This is a genomic window from Acinetobacter sp. MYb191 (genome assembly GCF_037572605.1).
Lineage (GTDB): Bacteria > Pseudomonadota > Gammaproteobacteria > Pseudomonadales > Moraxellaceae > Acinetobacter > Acinetobacter johnsonii.
In genome coordinates, this window is sequence record NZ_JBBGZP010000014.1 from 56,972 (window position 1) to 75,630 (window position 18,659).

Below are 18,659 nucleotides of genomic sequence, written 5' to 3' on the forward strand. Positions count from 1 at the left end.
TTTGCCCTTTTCTTTTTATTTTCGACGCAGCAAAATTAAAGCAAATAACCCCAGTAAGCTCAGAATACCTGTGCTTCCTCCAGAAGTTTTAATTTTGTCACTTTCCATATGATTTTGCGGTTCTTGTACAATTTGTACATTCACTTCGACGAACGGAATATGCTCATCAAAACGTGTCGTAGTTGTGACCAGCTGTAACCTGAAAATATCAGCACCATGCCATGCTCCATTTGGCGTGTAAGTAATATTTCCCAGTTCATCAATCACCACTTTACCTTTCGATACCGTTTGCGTCTGCTGCACCCGCATACAACCGGGTTGCCATTCTTCACCATTTGGCGCTTTAGCCGATTTGAACAAGCTTGCACATTCGGTTTTGGACAGTAGATCACTATCTCCAAGCAGATCTGCAACAGAAAGTTTAGCTACTTGCCCCGCAATCAGATCTTCACCAATTAAGCTAATGGTCGTTGGGACCTCAATCTCGATTGCACCACGATCACAAAAGGTATTATTCGTATTTCGATTCACACCACGTTGATCTGAATTTTCACAGCCAATTAAAGAATCCGTTGTGTTTACAACCACTTTACCCTTGTTCACAATTGGAGAATCTAACCAATGTGTCTGACTCATTAAAATGCGTGGACGGATATAGCCTAAAAATTTTTGGTTGGGAACAATATAAGGACACAATAAACTGTCAGCATCTGCAGACATGGTTTTACACTCACCCACCACATCACTGCCTGCAATCAAAGCGCCAGACCAAAACTCATTCGGATAATAACTCGCACCGCTGCCACAGTCACTTTGTGTGACTAAGTTGTTCTGAAGAACTGCTTTACTTAAATCCCCAGCACAGTTTTGTGTGATGGTATTTTCAGCATTCCCTAAAACGATACTGTTGGCCAGATAAGCCAAGTTTGTAGATGGATTGAAATAAATCCCTTTACTGTTTCCCACCACCGTTAAGTTATTCAAAGCCATGCCATCTCGAACATTGACGACATAACCTGTATTTTTCACAAAGGTACTACTGACCAGACGTGATGCTAAACTGGATAAGGTTGTATCTTCTTTAACAGCTGCATTATTGACAGAGTAAATATTGGCACTGCTTGCATCTGTTGTTTTATTTTCTTTGAAAACTGAATTATAAATCCGAAAAGAAGGCACGTCCCCATACAAAATAGCACCTTGTGCCGCTTGGTTTTGCTCAACTAAAGTAGAGCGAATTTCGACTAGACTACGACTTGTACCATCTTCGAGCAAGGTTGCGACATTGTAAATCGCACCCCCTTGCCCTGCAAAACCACCTGTTAATTTGACGTACTCAAGACCTAAATATTCATTGTTATAAATTAAACCACCTTGACTCACACCACAGTCTTTCGCACAGCCGTGTAGAGTAACCTCTTTTACTAAAACACGAATTAAAGCATTCTCAGCATTATCAACCCTTAATAAATTGTCAGAACCATTCATTTTTAAGATAGCATTACTTAAACCCTGAACAGTTTCTTCCCCCACAGAACTGTCATAACTTGTTCTGAGTGTTAAATCTTTTTTGATCGCAAGATGGGTATTTAGCAAATAAGTTTTATTTTTCTCAAGCATGACGGTGGAAATCGCATCTTTGCCCCCGCAGCCATAATAACCCGCCTCAGGCATACCTTGATTAATATAGTCGATAGCTTCGCGAAGTGAACATTCCGTGTCATTTTTGACAATATCGTCAGTGATGGTCACCTTAATATTGTCCGAATAGGCATGACTCGCCACCAATAGCGTAGCTACACCTATGCTCTTCTTGAGCATAACGATCTCCTTGCTTTTATTTTATCTTTTCTTTTTATTCTTAGATTGCAAAATCCCTGCAATATCTAACAATTTTTCGTACTCTGTCACAGCTCGGATAAATTCTCAAGTAATATTATGATTTACCGATATTCGTCAATTAGCGCATAAATTTGTCTGAGGTTTGCATTACTCAGTTTGGTTTTCTCACCTTTTAGCAGTTGAATCAGTTGTTCCAAACTTTGCAATAATACTGAGGTTTGATGTGGCCCATGTGCGAGTAAATAATCAATAATCTGTTGATCGATATGAATCCCACGACGCGATAAAACCGACATCACCAATGTAGAACGATCGGCATACAAACTTCCGTTTGGTACTTTGACACTTACAGCCTGCGTCAGGCGAGATTGTAAATCAGGTAGTTCAAGTTTTAATTCAATCGGCGCAACACGAGAAGAGAACACCAACTGCCCGCCTTCTTCATTATTGTAGTTGATCAGGTGAAAAACCGCTTTCTGCCAATGCGGCACACCACTTATGGCTTCAATGTCATCTAAAGCGACAAGGTCAAAACGCTCTAAAGAGGTAATTGCTTCTGTTGGCGCATCCAGCAACTCAAGTAATGAAACTTGAATCGCTGTTTTACCTACATCTAAATAAGAATCACAAATTGCTGAAAGTAAATGGCTTTTTCCAGAACCCGCACCACCATAAACATAAAAACGATTCATTAAACCTGCATGTAACTGACGAATTGCATCGATAACAGGCCCCCATCCCGGCCCAGAAAAATCACTGATTCGGGCATCGAGTTGGGGTTCAATATCTAGTTGCAATTGACGCATGCTGGTTTGTATATCCTAAAGTTCTTTATGGTCTATCTGATCAATCTTACTTGAATTTTCAGATGCTTGCTGAGCTTTTACCGCTTGATTTTTTAGTTCAATATCGACATCGATTTGGTCAGTTTCAATCGTAATTGAACCCGCGGATGAATCTTGCACAACAAAAGTAGGTGTACTATACATCGGACTATTTTCATAAAACTCACGTGCATGTCTTAATAAGACAACAATCACGGCAGCCACAGGCAACGCAATCAACATCCCTAAAATACCGCCCAATTGCGCACCAGCCAGTACTGCAAATACCACAGCAACTGGAGACAAGCCAATTTTATCGCCCAACAAGAACGGTTGTAAGATATAGCCTTCCACTGCCTGACCAATCATAAAGACTACACCAACCAAGAGTAATTGCATCCAATCAATTCCAAATTGGAATAAACTTGCAATCACTGCGGCAATAATCCCGACCGCAAAACCTAAGTACGGAATAATACTGCACAGCCCAGCCACCATCCCAATAATCAAACCTACTTCAAGTCCAATTAACTGTAAGCCCATTGCATAGACCACGCCCAAGAGCACCATGACCAAGAACTGACCTTTGACAAAAGCACCAAGTACACTATGACATTCTTTAACAATGACTAAGGTCTGTTCTTCATATCTCCGTGGAATAAGACGACGGAAACTGTCCAGCATGCGATCCCAATCTAATAAAAAATAGAATGCAATAATTGGGATCAGCACAACAGTACCACCAATCTGAATGAAGTTCAGTCCAGACTGAGCCAACTTGGCAATCATAGCCTGAATACTGTCTGCACTATAGTTGGTCTGTACATATTCCATAATCGCGGCTGAAATCTGGTCAACATCTAATTCCATTGGGACCAAATTAAAACTGTCAGATAACCAAGGCAGGAATTTATAATTCGCCCAATGTATACCTGAAGGAATGCTGTTCTTCGCATACATCAACTGTTCCCACACCAGTGGAACCAAATACCAAAATGCCAATGTAATGACAACGCCAATACCAATAAAAACAGCACTAATAGATAACCAACGTGGTAAGCCAATTTTATGTAGTTTATCGACCAGTGGACTAAACAGATAAGCGACTAAAAATGCACCAATAAAAGGTAAAACAACAGGCTTGAGTAGATACAACACCCAGAGTATGAGCGCGATTCCTGCCAAAATAAAAATACGTTTAAGTGTACGATCTTGCATGCAATCTCGCCTTTGTCAGATTTAATCGTTATTGAGAAAAATATTTTAGTAAAGATAACATTTTAGCGCAGAAATAACATATGTGTTTCGTATATTCAGGTATAATCGCCCCGCGAATGCGGAGACTTCATTATGAGCAACTCAACTTCTACCCCAAACACTGGTTTAAGCTACAAAGATGCAGGTGTCGACATTGAAGCGGGCGACGCGTTAGTCGATCGTATCAAATCTGTCGCGAAGCGTACTACTCGTCCTGAAGTAATGGGCGGATTAGGTGGCTTCGGTGCACTTTGTAAAATCCCTAAAGGTTATGAAGAACCTGTTCTCGTATCTGGCACAGACGGTGTTGGTACAAAATTACGTTTAGCATTGAATTTGAACCGTCATGACACGATTGGTCAAGACTTGGTTGCAATGTGTGTAAACGATCTTCTTGTATGTGGCGCTGAGCCATTATTCTTCCTTGACTACTATGCAACTGGCCATCTTAATGTAGATGTAGCTGCAAACGTAGTTACTGGTATTGGTACAGGCTGTGAACTTGCTGGTTGTGCATTGGTTGGTGGTGAAACTGCCGAAATGCCTGGCATGTATGAAGGCGAAGATTACGACTTGGCAGGTTTCTGTGTAGGCGTAGTTGAGCAAAGCAAAATTATTGATGGCTCTAAAGTCAAAGCGGGTGACGTTTTAATTGGTGTTGCATCAAGTGGTGCTCACTCAAACGGTTACTCTCTACTTCGTAAAATTTTAGACGTGAAAAACGTTGACTTGACGCAAATCGTTGATGGTCGTCCACTTGCCGATGTTGCAATGGAACCAACACGTATTTATGTAAAGCCTATTCTTCAACTTTTAAAAGAAGTTGATGTACATGCAATGGCGCACATTACTGGTGGTGGTTTACCAGGTAACTTACCACGCGTATTGCCGAATGGTGCTCAAGCTGTTGTGAATGAAGCATCTTGGGAATGGCCAGAATTGTTTAAACTTCTTCAACGTGAAGGTGGTGTTGAACAGTTCGAAATGTATCGCACATTCAACTGTGGCGTAGGCATGGTCTTAGTTGTCGATGCTGCTGATGCGGATAAAACAGTTGAACGACTCAATAGCCTTGGTGAAAAAGCTTTCACTATGGGGCATATCGCAGACAATGCTGAGTCAGTTGAAGGCGCAGACGAAAAAATCCGTGTGGTATTCGCTTAATTCGTATGATTAAAATTGCTGTTCTGGTTTCAGGAAGTGGATCAAACCTTCAAGCCTTGATTGATGCCAATCTGTCAGGGCAAATTGTGGGTGTGATTTCCAACAAACCTGAAGCCTATGCGCTACAGCGTGCTGAAAATGCAGGTATTGCGACAGCGGTCATTGAGCACAAACAGTATCCTCATCGTGAAGCTTTTGATGATGTCATGCATCAACAATTGCTCGATTGGGATGTGGACTTGGTGGTTCTTGCTGGCTTTATGCGTATTTTAAGTGAGAAGTTTGTCAGTGCTTGGGAAGGGAAAATGATCAACATTCACCCTTCTCTTCTACCGCATTACAAAGGTATGCATACCCATCAGCGCGTACTAAATACTGGCGATCAACTGCATGGCTGTACCGTGCACTATGTGACGGCTGAACTTGATGCAGGTCAAGCTTTAGCACAAGGTGTACTGCAAGTTGGTTCACATGATTGTGTGAACAGTTTGGCTCAGCGTGTACATATGCTTGAGCATATCATCTACCCGCAAGTAGTAGAATGGATTTGTACACAAACGATTCAGCATACAGACCAAGGTGTTCTCTACCGCGACACCTTGATGCACGAGCCAATTCAGTTTTGCAAATTTTGAAAATAGAAAACGCCTCCAAGGAGGCGTTTTTTATGGTTGCTAAAAAGTACTATTAAACATTTTCTTGAATCAGCATCTTAATCAAAGCAACCGTTTCTTCTGGTCGCTCTAAAGGAAACATATGGCTTCCCTCAACGATTTGATAAGGAATGCCAAATTTCTTTTTCACTATTTGTGGAAACCCTGGACCAATAAAAGGACCTTTTTCAGCAATCAGCAAATGCATCGGCACTTGTGGTTTGCCCTGAGGTAACCACCATAAAGAAGGATTGGTCCTGAAGATATGAACTTCATCCATTTTTGCAATCGTAAGTTCAACACCGCCACGGACACGATCTTCCGTTAAAGCATAGTCAATATAAGCTTGAAAGCAGTCTGGATCAAAGTCTTTATAAAAGCCTTTTGGACGTAAAAGTTCAGCTGCTTGCTCACGGCTTTCCCAATGGTCACGACGCCGTAAAGATAGCGCTGCTGGTGACATGGTATCAACCATTTTTAACTTCAACATCTTCGCAAAGTGTAATGCAAACGAGGCTTTGCCCATGATCAAAGGCGGGTCTATCATGATGACTTGTTGAAATAGCTCAGGACGCTGTAACGCCGCCTGAAACGTCAGCACTGATCCTAATGAATGTCCCAAACCAATCACTTTACGACCCTGTGCCTGACGAACAATACTGTCAATCACTTGCTGAGTTAAGCTTTTCCAATGGTTATCAATCGGGTAATTTTTATCTGGTCCTAGTAAAGGGACATAGATCACATCATACTGATCTGACAATAAATCAAATAATTTCTGATAGACCTTAGAAGGCACGCCATTGGCGTGCGCAAAATGAATTAAAGGTTTCATTGGAGTTTCGTGGTCTGTTCAGATTGCATTTGATTTGAAAGTGAAGATGCAAAACCAGCTCCCATAGATGCACCTAAACGGCCTAATACAGCATCTAGTGGGCTATGTACCACCGTATAATCCATCGCTTTATCGGTATTTAGTTCACGTTTTAAAGTATGTAAATTACCAATACGGTCCGCAATACCCAGTTTGACCGCCTGATCACCTGTCCAAAAAAGACCTGAGAAAAGTGCAGGATCGTTCGACTTTAACTTTTTGCCACGACCTTGTTTCACAGCATTAATAAAATGCTCGTGTACATTATCAAGTACACCTTGAACATGTGCACGCTGTGCAGGGTTAACGGGTTGTGTCATTGACAATAAAGCTTTGTTTTGACCAGAGGTCATGGTGCGGTCTTCAACACCCAGTTTTTGCATGAGACCATTCACCCCATAGTTCGGCATAATCACACCGATTGAACCCACTAAACTCGAAGGATTCACCAAGATTTCGTCCGCAGCAGATGCGATATAGTAAGCACCTGATGCACCTGTATCACCAATCACCGCATACAATTTTTTATCGCTATGAGCTTTTTTCAAATATTGAATTTCTTGCCAGATTTCATCCGACTGAACCGGAGAACCGCCCGGTGAATTAATATTGAGCACCACCGCTTGGCTTTGTTTATTTTCAAAAGCTTTCTTTAATGACTTAATCGTGTCATCACTGTTTACGCTTTGTTCGTCAGCGGCAATAGTACCCACAATATCAACTACAGCTATGTGTTTAGATGCTGTTGCATCCGTACCACTGGTCGAACAGCTCTTGGTCATGGCAATCAGAATAAACAAAAGGTAGGCAAAAGTTAGACATTTGAAAAAGATGCCCCAGCGACGTGCACGACGTTGTTCCTCGACAGAAGCTAAAACTGCTTTCTCTAAAAGTTTCCATTCGTTTCCTGTCGGTTGTTCATGTACAGGCTGTTGTTTCGGCGTTTCATTTTCTGGTTTTGGTGGCCAATCGGACATATAACAATCCAAACTTGAATAAAATTGCCCTCATTATATACACTGATTTGTAGAAAACTGTCGAAACCGTTTATTTTAGCCTATAATATTTTATGTTTTTATCCACATGTACCATTGACTCTAAAGAATGACTAAAGCACAAGAGCAAAACTCGACTTATCGTTTACTGCGTTTTGTAAGCAAACAACCTATTAAATTTGCACGTTTTTTTGCTAAGGGTTTAGCAGGCTTAGTCAATCTTTTAAAAATCAGTAAAAACAATGATGCCCTCAGACTCAATTTAAAAATTGCGCTGCCTGAGCTGAGTGATGAGCGACGTGAAGTGATTGCGAAACAAGCAGTGCGTAATGAACTGACCACCTATTTTGAATTTTTTAGTATCTGGGGTTCAAGCAACCAAAAAAATATTGAACGCGTCCAAAAAGTACATGGCGAACATTTGCTACATCAGGCGCTTGCCGCTCAGAAAGGTTTAGTCTTAATCGTACCTCATTTTGGGACTTGGGAAATTATGAATAGTTATGTCGCCCAATTTACTGAAATGACCATTATGTATAAACCGGTCAAGGACCCCGGTGCTGACTTATTTGTTCGTGAGGCGCGCAGTCGTGAAGGCGCTCACCTTGTACCGACCGATGAATCGGGGGTACGCCAAATTTTTAAGGCGCTCAAACAAGGGGGGACGACCGTAATTCTGCCTGATCATACCCCAAAACAAGGCGGTGAAATGATTCCTTATTTTGGCTTTCCTTTAGCTTCAAGCAACCTGAGCGCCAAACTGATTCAAAAAACCAAAGCCAAGGCTTTACTGCTCTATGCTATTCGTAATGATGATGGCTTTGATATGTACATTGAAGAAATGAGCGAAAGTATTTATCAAGGTACAGCCAATGATGGCACCTTCGTCATTCACCAAGCTATTGAGGACTTGGTCCACCGTTATCCTGAGCATTATCATTGGACCTATAAGCGCTTTAAGGCCAACCCTAAACTTCGAGCACTGTATAACCTTCCCTTTAATGAGGCTGTGACCCGTTTAGAGCAATTGCGTATGGAACAACAGAATCAGTCGATTGTAACCACTGTCGAGTCTGACGTTGTGTCGTCAGTTCAATAATCCCTGTAGGCTGCACAATAAAACTGATACTGCCTTGCTCTACTGTTGTTAAGAGTGGGATGTTTAAAGCTTTCAAACGAGTTTGCGTTACTGTACTTGGATGTCCATAACGGTTATTGAACCCTGCTGAGGCAATTGCTAATTTCGGTTGATAATGTTTTAAAAACGCATAGGCTGAACTATGTCGACTGCCATGATGGCCCAAGACCAATACATCAACTTTTAAGTCCGGATAATCCTGTAATAATTGAAACTCGGTTTGCCAGCCAGCATCGCCCATAATCAGAAAATACTGATAAGACTGTACATCCTTCACCTGTATATAGACCACACAAGATAGCTCATTTTGCTGATAAGGCACTTGTGCCAATTGATTGGCTTTCGGCGACAAAATTTTGATTTCCACTTGTTCAGACCAGTGCCAGATCTGACCTTGTTGGCAATAGTTAAAGTTTGACGTAGTTGCCACATCCAATTGCTGATTAGAGTAAACTTGATTGATCGACAACTCATTTTTTAATCTGGCATAACTTCCACTATGATCTTGATCCAAATGTGTAAGTATCAGCTGATCTAATTGGCTCACGCCTTGCTTCGATAAAAATGGCTGAATAATCTGCTTAGCAACGCTAAACTTCGATTCATCATAGGAGCCACCAACATCAATCATGGCATGCTGTTGCCCATGCTGCATATACACCGCTTGTCCCTGACCGACATCCAGTACAATCAACTCAAAAGGACTGTTTTGGCTACTGAACCCCAACAAAGGAATCAAACCTAGCACGAGCCATGATTTTGGTAGACTAGGTTTGGGCATAAAAACAATGATTAAGAGCAAAATCAGCAAAATGACTTGCCAATTATTGAGCGCAATCGGATACAACTTAATCGGTAGTAGCGCATCCAGCACATTGAGTATGCCCAATAAAAATACCAGCACCCAATCTGCCAACTGAAACAAAAGGCTGCTCAGCGGTTCAAAAAGATAAAAAGTAAATGCTGCCAAAACCTCCAGTGGTACAACCAGTAAACTGATCAGTGGAATAGCGACAAGGTTACTGATCGGGCTCACCCATGAGACTTGCTTGAAGAAAATAATCACCAAAGGCATCAAAGCCACAAATATTTTCCACTGCGACTCAACCAAAAGTTTTAGGCTAAAAACGAGTTTTTTCTGCCAAGACTGCGGGCGAGTCAAATCGAGCCGAATAGTGGTTTGATAAATGCGTAAAAGCACAAAGCACGCACCATAGGACAACCAAAAGGCAGCTGATAGAATTGAAAAAGGATCAAACAGTAAAAGGAGGGATGCACTCAATAAGAGTAACGTCAAAGCTGAAATTTTCTGCCTGAGCCAAATCAACACACTTAAACAGAAACAACTGAGTAAAGTACGAAGTGCAGGAATCTCAAAACCGACAAAGGCACAATACAGCAATACGCAGCAACAAAATGGCAGTAACAATGCATAAGGTCGTGGGATTTTTAGAAAAATCTGTGGCCAATAACGATTTAGCACCTTTTGTAACAGCCAACACAGCATCACGGCAAAGATCAACACATGTGGCCCAGAAATCGCTAATAAATGGCTAATACCAAAGCGTTGAAAAAAGGCTGTAGTCTCCTTATCTAAGAAACTTTCATCCCCAGTCAGGAGTGCTAGAATTAAGCCCTTATGGCTTAAAGGCTGAGTATAAATAAAACGACGAATGTTTAATCGCTGATGTTCTATACCCAGTTGAATCTTATTGAGTACGCCCTGCTGTTTTTTTAAATGATGGGTATAGCCTAATGCAGAAATTTCTGACTCAGACAAGGGCTGTATGTGCTTGAGTTTGAAACCAGACATGAGATTACGTTGCAGATACCACTGCTCAACATCGAATACACCTTGCACCGCATAACTATGTGCAGGACGAATTTCCCCTGTCAGTCGGTAGTATTTCCCAAGTTCCAAGACCGCTTGCTCATCTGATATTCGTTTTTGAAAACCCAACCACTGTACTGGTTGCACATGTCGGTTCAAGACCTGCATTTCTTGCTGAATGGTCTCAGCACCCAGTTGGTTAATTTTTGCGATATAAACAATAATTTCAGCATCTTCAACTTTTGTTTCTTTATAAGCTAGACGCTGCTGCAAAGCCGATTGTGCATAATGATATCCCGCAGTTAAAAACAACATGGAATAAATCAGCCCACCTATAAACTGCAAAATAAGGGCGTGTTTGTACTTAAAGAAAAAAAACTGTAACGGCAAAAGTACGATGACTAAAATCAGCGCTGGATAAAAAAGGTGATTTAGAATGGGAACGGTCTGCCCCATCAATGCAATTCCTACAATCCAAGCAGCAGCATATAAAAACTTCATTCTTTTATTCAGTTATTTTTTTTATTGGCGCCATAATAAAGCCCACCGAAGTGGGCTTCAATAGATAGTGGCTTTATCTCATATTTTTATCGGCTCTCAGCCTAGTCATTGACCCAAAGACCATCTTGCATATGCAAAATAGAATCGGCGGACTGAGCCAGTTGTTCATCATGTGTCACGATCAACATCGCCATATTGAACTCCTGACGTAAATCCATCAGCAGCTCAAAAATTTTGCTTGCTGTTTTACGATCTAAGTTGCCTGTCGGTTCATCTGCCATCATTAATGCTGGCTTGGCCACCAATGCACGCGCTAATGCAACACGTTGACGTTCCCCGCCTGAAAGCTCACCCGGTTTATGGGTTAAACGATGCGTCAATCCTACACGTTCGAGTAAATATTCGGCTTGCTTTTGTACATCTTTAAAGTTGGTGCCTTGACGTAACATCAGTGGCATTGCCACATTTTCCAAAGCGGTAAATTCAGGCAATAGATGATGGAACTGGTAAACAAAACCTAAGTGTTGGTTACGTAAATAACCACGCTCGGCTTCATTTAAACTGTCAAAACGACTACCCTGCAAAAAAACCTGCCCAGAACTCGGACGGTCTAAACCGCCCAAGACATGCAACAAAGTACTTTTACCCGAACCACTCGACCCCACAATCGAGACAAATTCACCTGCTTTAACTTGTAGAGATAGACCTTTAATCACCTCAACAGTCGACTTACCATCGGTAAAATGCTTTTCAATATTTTGCGCTTCTAAAACAATTTTACTCATAACGTAATGCCTCCGCAGGTTGGATTTTTGCAGCACGCATTGCAGGATAAATTGTTGCAAGGAAACTTAAAATTAAAGACAGGGACACAATGGTTAATACATCTTGCCATCTTAAATACGATGGTAAGTAATTGATAAAGTAGGCATCAAACAGATGAAGTCCCATCACATTGTTTAACCAACCCACAAAACCACTAATTCCAGAGGCGAAAACAATGCCGAGAATCGCACCCGATACCGTACCAATCACACCAATAATCGTGCCCTGAACCATAAAAATACGGGTAATAGTTGCAGGTGAGGCACCAAGGGTACGTAATATGGCAATATCCGATTTTTTATCGGTCACGACCATCACCAAGGATGACACGATATTAAATGCAGCCACCAAGACAATCAGGAAGAGTAATAAGCTCACCATGGCCTTTTCCATTTGGATCGCACTAAACAAATTGCCATGAGTATAGGTCCAATTCGAAGCATAAAAACCGCTTGGCAGATCCATAACAATTTCATCAGCCACTTTAGGTGCTGCAAAAATATCATCCAATTTCAAGCGAATGCCTTGCGCGCCATCAGGTAGGCGTAACAACGTTGATGCATCATTCAAGGCAATGTAGCCCATCATCGAATCGACCTCAGCACCAATGCTGAAAATGCCCACAATTTTGAAACGTTTAAAACGCGGTACCACACCCGCTGGAGATGGTGTTGCCTCAGGTAAAACCAAAGTCACACTATCATTTAAACCTAAACCTAAGGCATCGGTCATTTGTTTGCCTAGAACAATACCAAACTCACCTTTTTTTAAGTTATCAATACCGCCTTCAACCATGTGGTCTTGGATAATCGAAACCTTTTTTTCATATTGAGGTTCGATCCCCGTGACCATAATTCCAGCCACTTGGCCTTGCGCCGTAAGCATCCCCTGCAATTGAGTAAACGGTGCTACGCCTGTGACGTGTTCCTTTGTCTCAATTTTTTTTGCAAGTTCAGGCCAATCTGTTAAAATTTGTGTTGAAGAAACAGTGGCTTGAGGTATCATTCCAAGTACACGTGTTTTCAACTCTCGGTCGAAACCATTCATTACAGATAAGACTGTAATAAGTACAGCCACACCCAGTGTTAGACCGATCATCGAAACCAGTGCAATAAAAGAAATAAAGTGGTTGCTACGCCGTGCGCGAGTATATCTCAACCCTATATACAGCGAGATTGGTTTAAACATACCATCTAGTCCGAGGTCATAATTATGGAAAATTTACAGCATCAAAACGTTCAAACAGAACGTCGTGTGATGTCACGAATCGATGCGGCCTTGAGAATTAACTATCAGATCATTTCTGATGATGTTGCCCTGAATGACCCTTACGATCCTAATTTTGTTTTACCGCGCTATTTTCTACTACTCGCAGAATTAGATCAATTTGATCATGCACTAAACTACGAATTAGAACAATTATCTGAAAAAGATCAACAAATTGCTCGAATCTTATCCCTATTTAACCAGAAATTAAACCTGATCACGGGGTCTTTGTACGACACAATTGTACAAACCATGTTACCTACGCCTGAACATGTGAATTTTTCTGAAAGTGGTTTGAGTTTCTATAGCGAAAAACAAATTCAAGATGGTACCTATATCCACTTAACCTTGAGCCACCCTGAAAACTTCTTCCATATTGCCGCGATTGCACAAGTGGTGTACAGCAATGAAGAGGAAAATGGAAAGTGCCGTACGGGAGCATACTTTATTACCTTGCACCCGCAAGATCGTGTCAAATTGGCCGACTGTATTTCTTTGACGGTCGAAGATCATTAAAGCAAGAACCTTGGACTAGTTTTGGCTTTTTAACTTTTGGGCAAGTTTCCGACTTGCCTGAAGATCTTTATAAAAATAAACGAATAAACCTGACAGTAAAACCACTGCACCCACAATCACCATCATCGAGAGTTTTTCTTGATTCAGCACAGCACCTACAAATAAAGCAATCATCGGTGTCATGACAGTAGTCAGCGATAAAGTCGTGGGTTGAATTTTCTGCACCAATTTAAAATAACAGAACATCGCAATCAATGACGCCATGATGACCGTATATAGCAGCGCCAAACAAGTTTTCAAATCGGGAATTTGCTGCGGTGCATACTGCCAAATAAACGGCACAATACATATAGCCGCCAATGTCGACACCAAAATTGAACCTGTCGCTTGTGCAACGGGTTCAATATTCGCATTGACTTTTTTCACCCAGAAAATAGAGGCTGCATAAGAAAATACACTCAGTAACATCAGCCCAATTCCAAATGGATGGACATGCTGTGCTGTACCTGCAAGACAAATGATCGCAAGTCCTAGCAGTGCAATACACATCCCAAGCCACTGCATCGCACTCAAATAGGTCTTAAAGTAAAAACGTCCGATCAGCCCTGCCATAATCGGTGCTAAGCCAAACATCAATGCAATCATGCCTGAACTAATATAGTTGGTCGCCACATAGGTAAAAAACTGCGAGCCAATCAAGCTAAAAGAACCAGCCAAATAACTATGCCAAGCGACTTTATCAGTGGGGAACTGTCGCTTTAAAACCAATAACAAACAAATCGCTAAAGGCAACGCGATGAAAAAACGTAATACCAACGCCCACAGCATATGTAAATCGGTCACACTCCACACAATCGCTAAAGGCGTTGTGGACCAAATAAAAACCAATAATCCATAGGTTGCCATCAGATTGGCTTTAGAAGACATAATCAGCTCGATGCTAAATGGCGGTTTTGCGTTTTTGCTTTTGAATGGTTTGGTCTAAAGAACTAGAAAATTCTCGTTTATCACGCTCTGAAATAGGCGGTGGCCCACCCGTGTTTACGCCTGCGCCACGTAATGAATCCATAAAATCACGTAAATGTAGGCGAGCTTTGACATTGGCTGTAGTATAGATTTCACCACGTGGGTGAATTGCGATTCCACCCTTTTCAATCACCTGTGCTGCCAGCGGAATGTCTTGTGTCATCACAATATCATTCTCTTTCATGCGTTCGATGATTTCTTTATCCGCGGCATCGGCCCCACTCATTACTTGAATTGAATTTATACGAACTGAAGGCGTGATCCCGACATTTTGATTGGCCACAAAGGTCACTTCAAGCTGATAACGATCTGAAGCACGTAAAATCACTTCACGTAAAATTTTAGGCAATGCATCTGCATCGACCCAGAGTTTAAATGGCAGCACTGCACATCCATAAACAAAAGAAACTGCCTTAGTCTAACAAACTCAGTGCTTGAGCATAATAGATAAAACCGCTCAAAATCCCTAATACAACGCTTGTGTCATACTTTTTAAGTATCGCAAGGAAATGCTTTTACTATTTTGTCTGTCAAATAAAGTAAGGCTTTAGTCTTTTTTGATGATTTTCCAGTAAAAATAAAATATAGCACTTGAAATATAGAAATAACCCTCGATTTAATAGGGATATATAACCTCATTCAATCGTGCATATGAACAATCAAAATAGTCCAGAAAAAATCACCATTGATGACCAAAACTTTGGTAGCCACGTCGAGCATTGGAATTTACTCACAGATAACCCTGCACAAGATGTCCCTAAATGGTTAGGTTTAGCTTTAAATGCACCAACCATGCCGATGGGTTTATGCCAGACTGAACAAGATATGGATGCGGGTTGTTGGCTCATTCAAGGTCCAAGTCAAGCGGCTGTTCAACTGACTCAAGTCATCGCGGTTGAAGACAATAAACCGAAGGCTGTTAAAACTGCATTTCCAAGTTTTAATAGCCCCTATAAAGTGTCTGCTGTGGTTGAACGCATCATTCGCGGTCAATCCAACACACAAGCCGTTTTACGTTTAAACTTAGGCAATAACAGCATCGTCTACGCTTATGACAGCTTATATAGCGTCAATCATGCTCAATACCAAAAAGACCAAACCTATATTGCACATCTCAATGCATGGGCATATGAACTAGAAGCAGTCGCAGAGCACGAGCAACTGGTGGTCGATGACCCTGCATCGATTAAACATCATCGTGCCTTGAACGATATTTTGGCAGCAAACAATGGCATTGCTCCTGCAAACCTGCAAGAACAGATTGATGCATGGGAACCAAAGTCGGATGATGACAAAGAACCTGTGACTGTCGATTTTTCAAAAATGGTCGCTTATTTGTATGGCGAAAAGATCGGTCAGGAAGATGAAGCATGGTTCCAAGGGAATATTGTTGGCAAAACCAGCATGCAATTTATGGAACAAGACTACACTCTGCTTGATGTTGCCTTGATTCATGAAGACAACCAACCTGCAACACTGATTCGTATTGCCACTAAAAATCCTAAGTACGCCAACTTTAATATTGGACAATACATTCGCGGAAATATCTGGATTCAAGCCAATATTTATGCATTAAATCAATAATTTATAAAAACAAGCCAACGCAGACTATGCAAGATCGATGTATAGGCTGCGTTGGCTTCTTTATTTATATCAGTACGATTTATTTTAATTTGAATTCATTTGTATAAAACTTATCCACACATTTTATTATCTCTTGGTATTTTAAATTCATTTAAAAGTACATTTATCCACAGTTTTAAATTCAATTATCTTATTTTAACGATAAATAATAAAATCCTAAGTTCTATGACTTTCAGATAGTTAGTTATTGGTAGCTGCTGGCTTCTGAGTTAATTCAGCATAAACTTGAATATTTAAGTGATTATGTATAGTGGTGATCTGATTATTTTTAATTAGTACTTTATTTAAGCATTTTTTTATGTTAAAAATACAAACATGCAATAGGATTTTAACGATAATTAAATCGGAATAAAAACTTCCATGAAAATTATGCAAGAAGAAAATATACAGCATGTTGAACATCAATTAGAAAAGCGTTATCAGCTTGACGCCTATTCGTGCATGTTTTTTGTGTTGGGCATGATGATTTCTGCCTACTTCTTACATCAGTTCATCCTGTAACTGATTTCACGTCGCAGCCCAATTCAAAAAAGCCAACTTTGTTGGTTTTTTTATGTCTAGAATATCTGCTACGCCGTATCACTGGATCATTCTTTCCATGTTCTACGCCAAGAAACATGGCACCCACAAAATTACTTGTATCCCATAAGCAAAGTTGCTCCCTCCCCCCTTACTTGTCGCACTCACCTACCACCGCACAAATTGGTGAAAAGTTTTAGACATTGAGACATACCTACAATAAAAAAAATAGCAATTTTAGATATAAAAAAACCTGCAAGTCTAAACTTGCAGGTCTCTGAAAATACTATAAAAATTAGAACAAACGGTTCATACCATTTAAGGTCGCTACACGATACGCTTCAGCCATCGTCGGATAGTTAAACGTCGTTTCAACAAAATAATTGATGGTATTGTTTGGACTATTCATCACCGCTTGACCAATATGAATAATTTCCGAAGCGTTATTACCGAAGCAATGAACACCCAGCACTTCCAAAGTTTCACGGTGGAATAAAATTTTCAATTCACCCACTGTGTCACCCGTAATTTGCGCACGCGCCAAATGACGGAAAGAAGCTTGACCCACCTCATACGGAATTTTTTCTTCAGTTAACTCTTGTTCAGTTTTACCAATCGAAGAAATTTCTGGAATGGTATAAATTCCTGTCGGAATATCGACCACAGGTTCTACACCCACTTCACCGCTCATGTTTGCACCTGCACAACGACCTTGGTCATATGCAGCAGAAGCCAGTGAAGGCCAACCAATCACATCACCCGCCGCGTAAATGTTTTCCACTTCGGTTTGGTATTGATCATTGACTGTAATTTGACCACGGCTGTTTGGCGTAATACCCACATTTTCTAAGCCTAAGCCATCCGTATTTCCAGAGCGGCCGTTACACCACAAAATAGCATCTGCTTTAATTTTCTTACCGCTTTGTAAATGCAACACCACGTGATCATCATACGTTTCAAGATGATCAATTTGCTCATTATGGCGAATCAAGACCCCTTGTTGACGTAAGTGATAAGACAAAGCATCAGAAATTTCATCATCTAGATAACTCAGCAATTTGTGCTGTGTATTAATCAAGTCAACTTTGTGATCTAGTCCAATAAAAATAGACGCATATTCGCAACCAATCACACCCGCACCATAAATGATGATTTTTTGGATCGAATAATCAAGGTCTAAAATTTTATCCGAATCGAATACACGCGGATGATTAAAATCAAGCGCCGCAGGACGGTATGGACGGCTACCCGTTGCAATCACGATTTGTTTGCACATGATCGTTTCTTTGATGCCTTCAGGGCTAAATACTAAAACCGTATTTTGGTCTTGAACATAAGCACGACCATGGTAAATATCAATTTTATTGCGGTCATAAAAACGAGAGTGTGTATCAACTTGTTGTTGAATCACTTTATGTGCATTTTGAAGTACTTGCTTCATTGTAAACTGACGCCAGTCACCCATTTTTTTAAACATTGGGTCACGGCGATAACGGATAATACTCGATACCGTTTGACGTAAAGCTTTACTTGGAATGGTCCCCACGTGGGTACAGTTACCACCGAGCTGCTCACGTACATCCACAATCGCAACACGCTTTCCAGATTTGGCAAGTTTCATTGCCGCGCCTTCACCCGCAGGGCCTGAACCTAGAACGACCGCATCGTACTTAACGAAAGTTCCACCAACGACCTCTTTTTTACGTGGCATTCAACGCTCCTTCTTTAAAAACTTATTACTTATCTTGGGCATATTATGACGTAATTGCAGGCAATTTGCTGTA

The 18,659-nt window shown here is 41.0% G+C and carries 17 protein-coding genes; 6 read left to right on the top strand and 11 right to left on the bottom strand.

Translation table 11 applies throughout. The features are described 5' to 3' along the window. Positions 1-15 precede the first annotated feature (15 nt). The 3 genes from rbtA to cxpE all read right to left on the bottom strand — a co-directional run bounded on the left by rbtA (position 16) and on the right by cxpE (position 3,884). Complete coding sequence (gene rbtA, locus WH214_RS09565; protein ID WP_339421134.1) at positions 16-1,821, bottom strand: rhombotarget A; 1,806 nt, start codon at positions 1,819-1,821, stop codon at positions 16-18. A gap of 122 nt (positions 1,822-1,943) precedes the next feature. After that, a complete protein-coding gene (gene hda / locus WH214_RS09570; protein WP_004980630.1) occupies positions 1,944-2,648 on the bottom strand; it encodes a DnaA regulatory inactivator Hda in 705 nt (234 codons plus the stop codon). A 15-nt stretch (positions 2,649-2,663) separates the two neighbouring features. Then, the gene (gene cxpE / locus WH214_RS09575) at positions 2,664-3,884 is read right to left on the bottom strand and encodes a chloramphenicol efflux transporter CxpE (RefSeq protein WP_339400551.1); all 1,221 of its coding nucleotides are present in this window, start codon (positions 3,882-3,884) and stop codon (positions 2,664-2,666) included. 132 nt (positions 3,885-4,016) lie between these two features. On the opposite strand from cxpE, the gene purM reads away from it, so the two are divergent. Next, a complete protein-coding gene (purM, locus tag WH214_RS09580) occupies positions 4,017-5,087 on the top strand; it encodes a phosphoribosylformylglycinamidine cyclo-ligase (protein WP_087010785.1) in 1,071 nt (356 codons plus the stop codon). A 5-nt stretch (positions 5,088-5,092) separates the two neighbouring features. Next, positions 5,093-5,722: a phosphoribosylglycinamide formyltransferase gene (gene purN / locus WH214_RS09585; RefSeq protein WP_339421136.1), complete on the top strand. Its 630-nt coding sequence runs from the start codon at positions 5,093-5,095 to the stop codon at positions 5,720-5,722. A 52-nt stretch (positions 5,723-5,774) separates the two neighbouring features. Here purN and WH214_RS09590 read toward each other — a convergent pair whose 3' ends face one another. Both WH214_RS09590 and sppA read right to left on the bottom strand, forming a co-directional pair. After that, positions 5,775-6,575 (bottom strand): alpha/beta fold hydrolase, encoded by an 801-nt coding sequence (locus WH214_RS09590; protein ID WP_339421138.1) that lies wholly within the window; start codon positions 6,573-6,575, stop codon positions 5,775-5,777. Continuing rightward, positions 6,572-7,591: a signal peptide peptidase SppA gene (gene sppA, locus WH214_RS09595; RefSeq protein ID WP_148826360.1), complete on the bottom strand. Its 1,020-nt coding sequence runs from the start codon at positions 7,589-7,591 to the stop codon at positions 6,572-6,574. Before sppA ends, WH214_RS09590 begins: the two co-directional genes overlap by 4 nt. Before the next feature lie 127 nt (positions 7,592-7,718). Between sppA and WH214_RS09600 the strand changes: the two genes are divergently transcribed. Continuing rightward, positions 7,719-8,708 carry a lysophospholipid acyltransferase family protein gene (locus tag WH214_RS09600; protein ID WP_339421142.1) on the top strand — a complete coding sequence of 330 codons (990 nt, stop codon included), beginning with the start codon at positions 7,719-7,721 and terminating at the stop codon, positions 8,706-8,708. Here the strand turns inward: WH214_RS09600 and WH214_RS09605 are convergent. The 3 genes from WH214_RS09605 to WH214_RS09615 form a co-directional block, all read right to left on the bottom strand. Then, positions 8,608-11,079, bottom strand: coding sequence for a DNA internalization-related competence protein ComEC/Rec2 (locus WH214_RS09605; RefSeq protein ID WP_339421144.1), 2,472 nt, complete (start codon positions 11,077-11,079; stop codon positions 8,608-8,610). The genes WH214_RS09600 and WH214_RS09605 overlap by 101 nt on opposite strands. 101 nt (positions 11,080-11,180) lie before the next feature. Then, complete coding sequence (gene lolD / locus WH214_RS09610; RefSeq protein WP_004693913.1) at positions 11,181-11,864, bottom strand: lipoprotein-releasing ABC transporter ATP-binding protein LolD; 684 nt, start codon at positions 11,862-11,864, stop codon at positions 11,181-11,183. Continuing rightward, the gene (locus tag WH214_RS09615; RefSeq protein WP_004693914.1) at positions 11,857-13,092 is read right to left on the bottom strand and encodes a lipoprotein-releasing ABC transporter permease subunit; all 1,236 of its coding nucleotides are present in this window, start codon (positions 13,090-13,092) and stop codon (positions 11,857-11,859) included. The genes lolD and WH214_RS09615 overlap by 8 nt, the downstream gene beginning before the upstream one ends. A 24-nt stretch (positions 13,093-13,116) precedes the next feature. Between WH214_RS09615 and WH214_RS09620 the strand changes: the two genes are divergently transcribed. Next, positions 13,117-13,686 (top strand): PilZ domain-containing protein, encoded by a 570-nt coding sequence (locus WH214_RS09620; protein ID WP_004693916.1) that lies wholly within the window; start codon positions 13,117-13,119, stop codon positions 13,684-13,686. A gap of 15 nt (positions 13,687-13,701) precedes the next feature. Here WH214_RS09620 and WH214_RS09625 read toward each other — a convergent pair whose 3' ends face one another. Continuing rightward, complete coding sequence (locus WH214_RS09625) at positions 13,702-14,613, bottom strand: DMT family transporter (RefSeq protein WP_339421146.1); 912 nt, start codon at positions 14,611-14,613, stop codon at positions 13,702-13,704. A gap of 13 nt (positions 14,614-14,626) precedes the next feature. Further along, positions 14,627-15,097 carry a YaiI/YqxD family protein gene (locus WH214_RS09630; RefSeq protein ID WP_004693920.1) on the bottom strand — a complete coding sequence of 157 codons (471 nt, stop codon included), beginning with the start codon at positions 15,095-15,097 and terminating at the stop codon, positions 14,627-14,629. Between the two features lie 266 nt (positions 15,098-15,363). On the opposite strand from WH214_RS09630, the gene WH214_RS09635 reads away from it, so the two are divergent. Together WH214_RS09635 and WH214_RS09640 are read left to right on the top strand one after the other, a co-directional pair. Further along, complete coding sequence (locus WH214_RS09635; protein ID WP_339421148.1) at positions 15,364-16,296, top strand: hypothetical protein; 933 nt, start codon at positions 15,364-15,366, stop codon at positions 16,294-16,296. Positions 16,297-16,716: 420 nt separating this feature from the next. Next, positions 16,717-16,857 carry a hypothetical protein gene (locus WH214_RS09640; RefSeq protein WP_004693924.1) on the top strand — a complete coding sequence of 47 codons (141 nt, stop codon included), beginning with the start codon at positions 16,717-16,719 and terminating at the stop codon, positions 16,855-16,857. A gap of 313 nt (positions 16,858-17,170) precedes the next feature. On the opposite strand, the gene sthA is transcribed toward WH214_RS09640, so the two are convergent. Next, positions 17,171-18,586, bottom strand: a complete 1,416-nt coding sequence (sthA, locus tag WH214_RS09645) for a Si-specific NAD(P)(+) transhydrogenase (RefSeq protein ID WP_004693926.1) — start codon at positions 18,584-18,586, stop codon at positions 17,171-17,173. Between the last annotated feature and the right edge of the window lie 73 nt (positions 18,587-18,659).

Bases quoted from the DNA above. Each gene is read 5' to 3' on its own strand.
- rbtA (WP_339421134.1), bottom strand. From the start codon at position 1,821: ATGCTCAAGAAGAGCATAGGTGTAGCTACGCTATTGGTGGCGAGTCAT.
- hda (WP_004980630.1), bottom strand. From the start codon at position 2,648: ATGCGTCAATTGCAACTAGATATTGAACCCCAACTCGATGCCCGAATC.
- cxpE (WP_339400551.1), bottom strand. From the start codon at position 3,884: ATGCAAGATCGTACACTTAAACGTATTTTTATTTTGGCAGGAATCGCG.
- purM (WP_087010785.1), top strand. From the start codon at position 4,017: ATGAGCAACTCAACTTCTACCCCAAACACTGGTTTAAGCTACAAAGAT.
- purN (WP_339421136.1), top strand. From the start codon at position 5,093: ATGATTAAAATTGCTGTTCTGGTTTCAGGAAGTGGATCAAACCTTCAA.
- WH214_RS09590 (WP_339421138.1), bottom strand. From the start codon at position 6,575: ATGAAACCTTTAATTCATTTTGCGCACGCCAATGGCGTGCCTTCTAAG.
- sppA (WP_148826360.1), bottom strand. From the start codon at position 7,591: ATGTCCGATTGGCCACCAAAACCAGAAAATGAAACGCCGAAACAACAG.
- WH214_RS09600 (WP_339421142.1), top strand. From the start codon at position 7,719: ATGACTAAAGCACAAGAGCAAAACTCGACTTATCGTTTACTGCGTTTT.
- WH214_RS09605 (WP_339421144.1), bottom strand. From the start codon at position 11,079: ATGAAGTTTTTATATGCTGCTGCTTGGATTGTAGGAATTGCATTGATG.
- lolD (WP_004693913.1), bottom strand. From the start codon at position 11,864: ATGAGTAAAATTGTTTTAGAAGCGCAAAATATTGAAAAGCATTTTACC.
- WH214_RS09615 (WP_004693914.1), bottom strand. From the start codon at position 13,092: ATGTTTAAACCAATCTCGCTGTATATAGGGTTGAGATATACTCGCGCA.
- WH214_RS09620 (WP_004693916.1), top strand. From the start codon at position 13,117: ATGGAAAATTTACAGCATCAAAACGTTCAAACAGAACGTCGTGTGATG.
- WH214_RS09625 (WP_339421146.1), bottom strand. From the start codon at position 14,613: ATGTCTTCTAAAGCCAATCTGATGGCAACCTATGGATTATTGGTTTTT.
- WH214_RS09635 (WP_339421148.1), top strand. From the start codon at position 15,364: ATGAACAATCAAAATAGTCCAGAAAAAATCACCATTGATGACCAAAAC.
- WH214_RS09640 (WP_004693924.1), top strand. From the start codon at position 16,717: ATGAAAATTATGCAAGAAGAAAATATACAGCATGTTGAACATCAATTA.
- sthA (WP_004693926.1), bottom strand. From the start codon at position 18,586: ATGCCACGTAAAAAAGAGGTCGTTGGTGGAACTTTCGTTAAGTACGAT.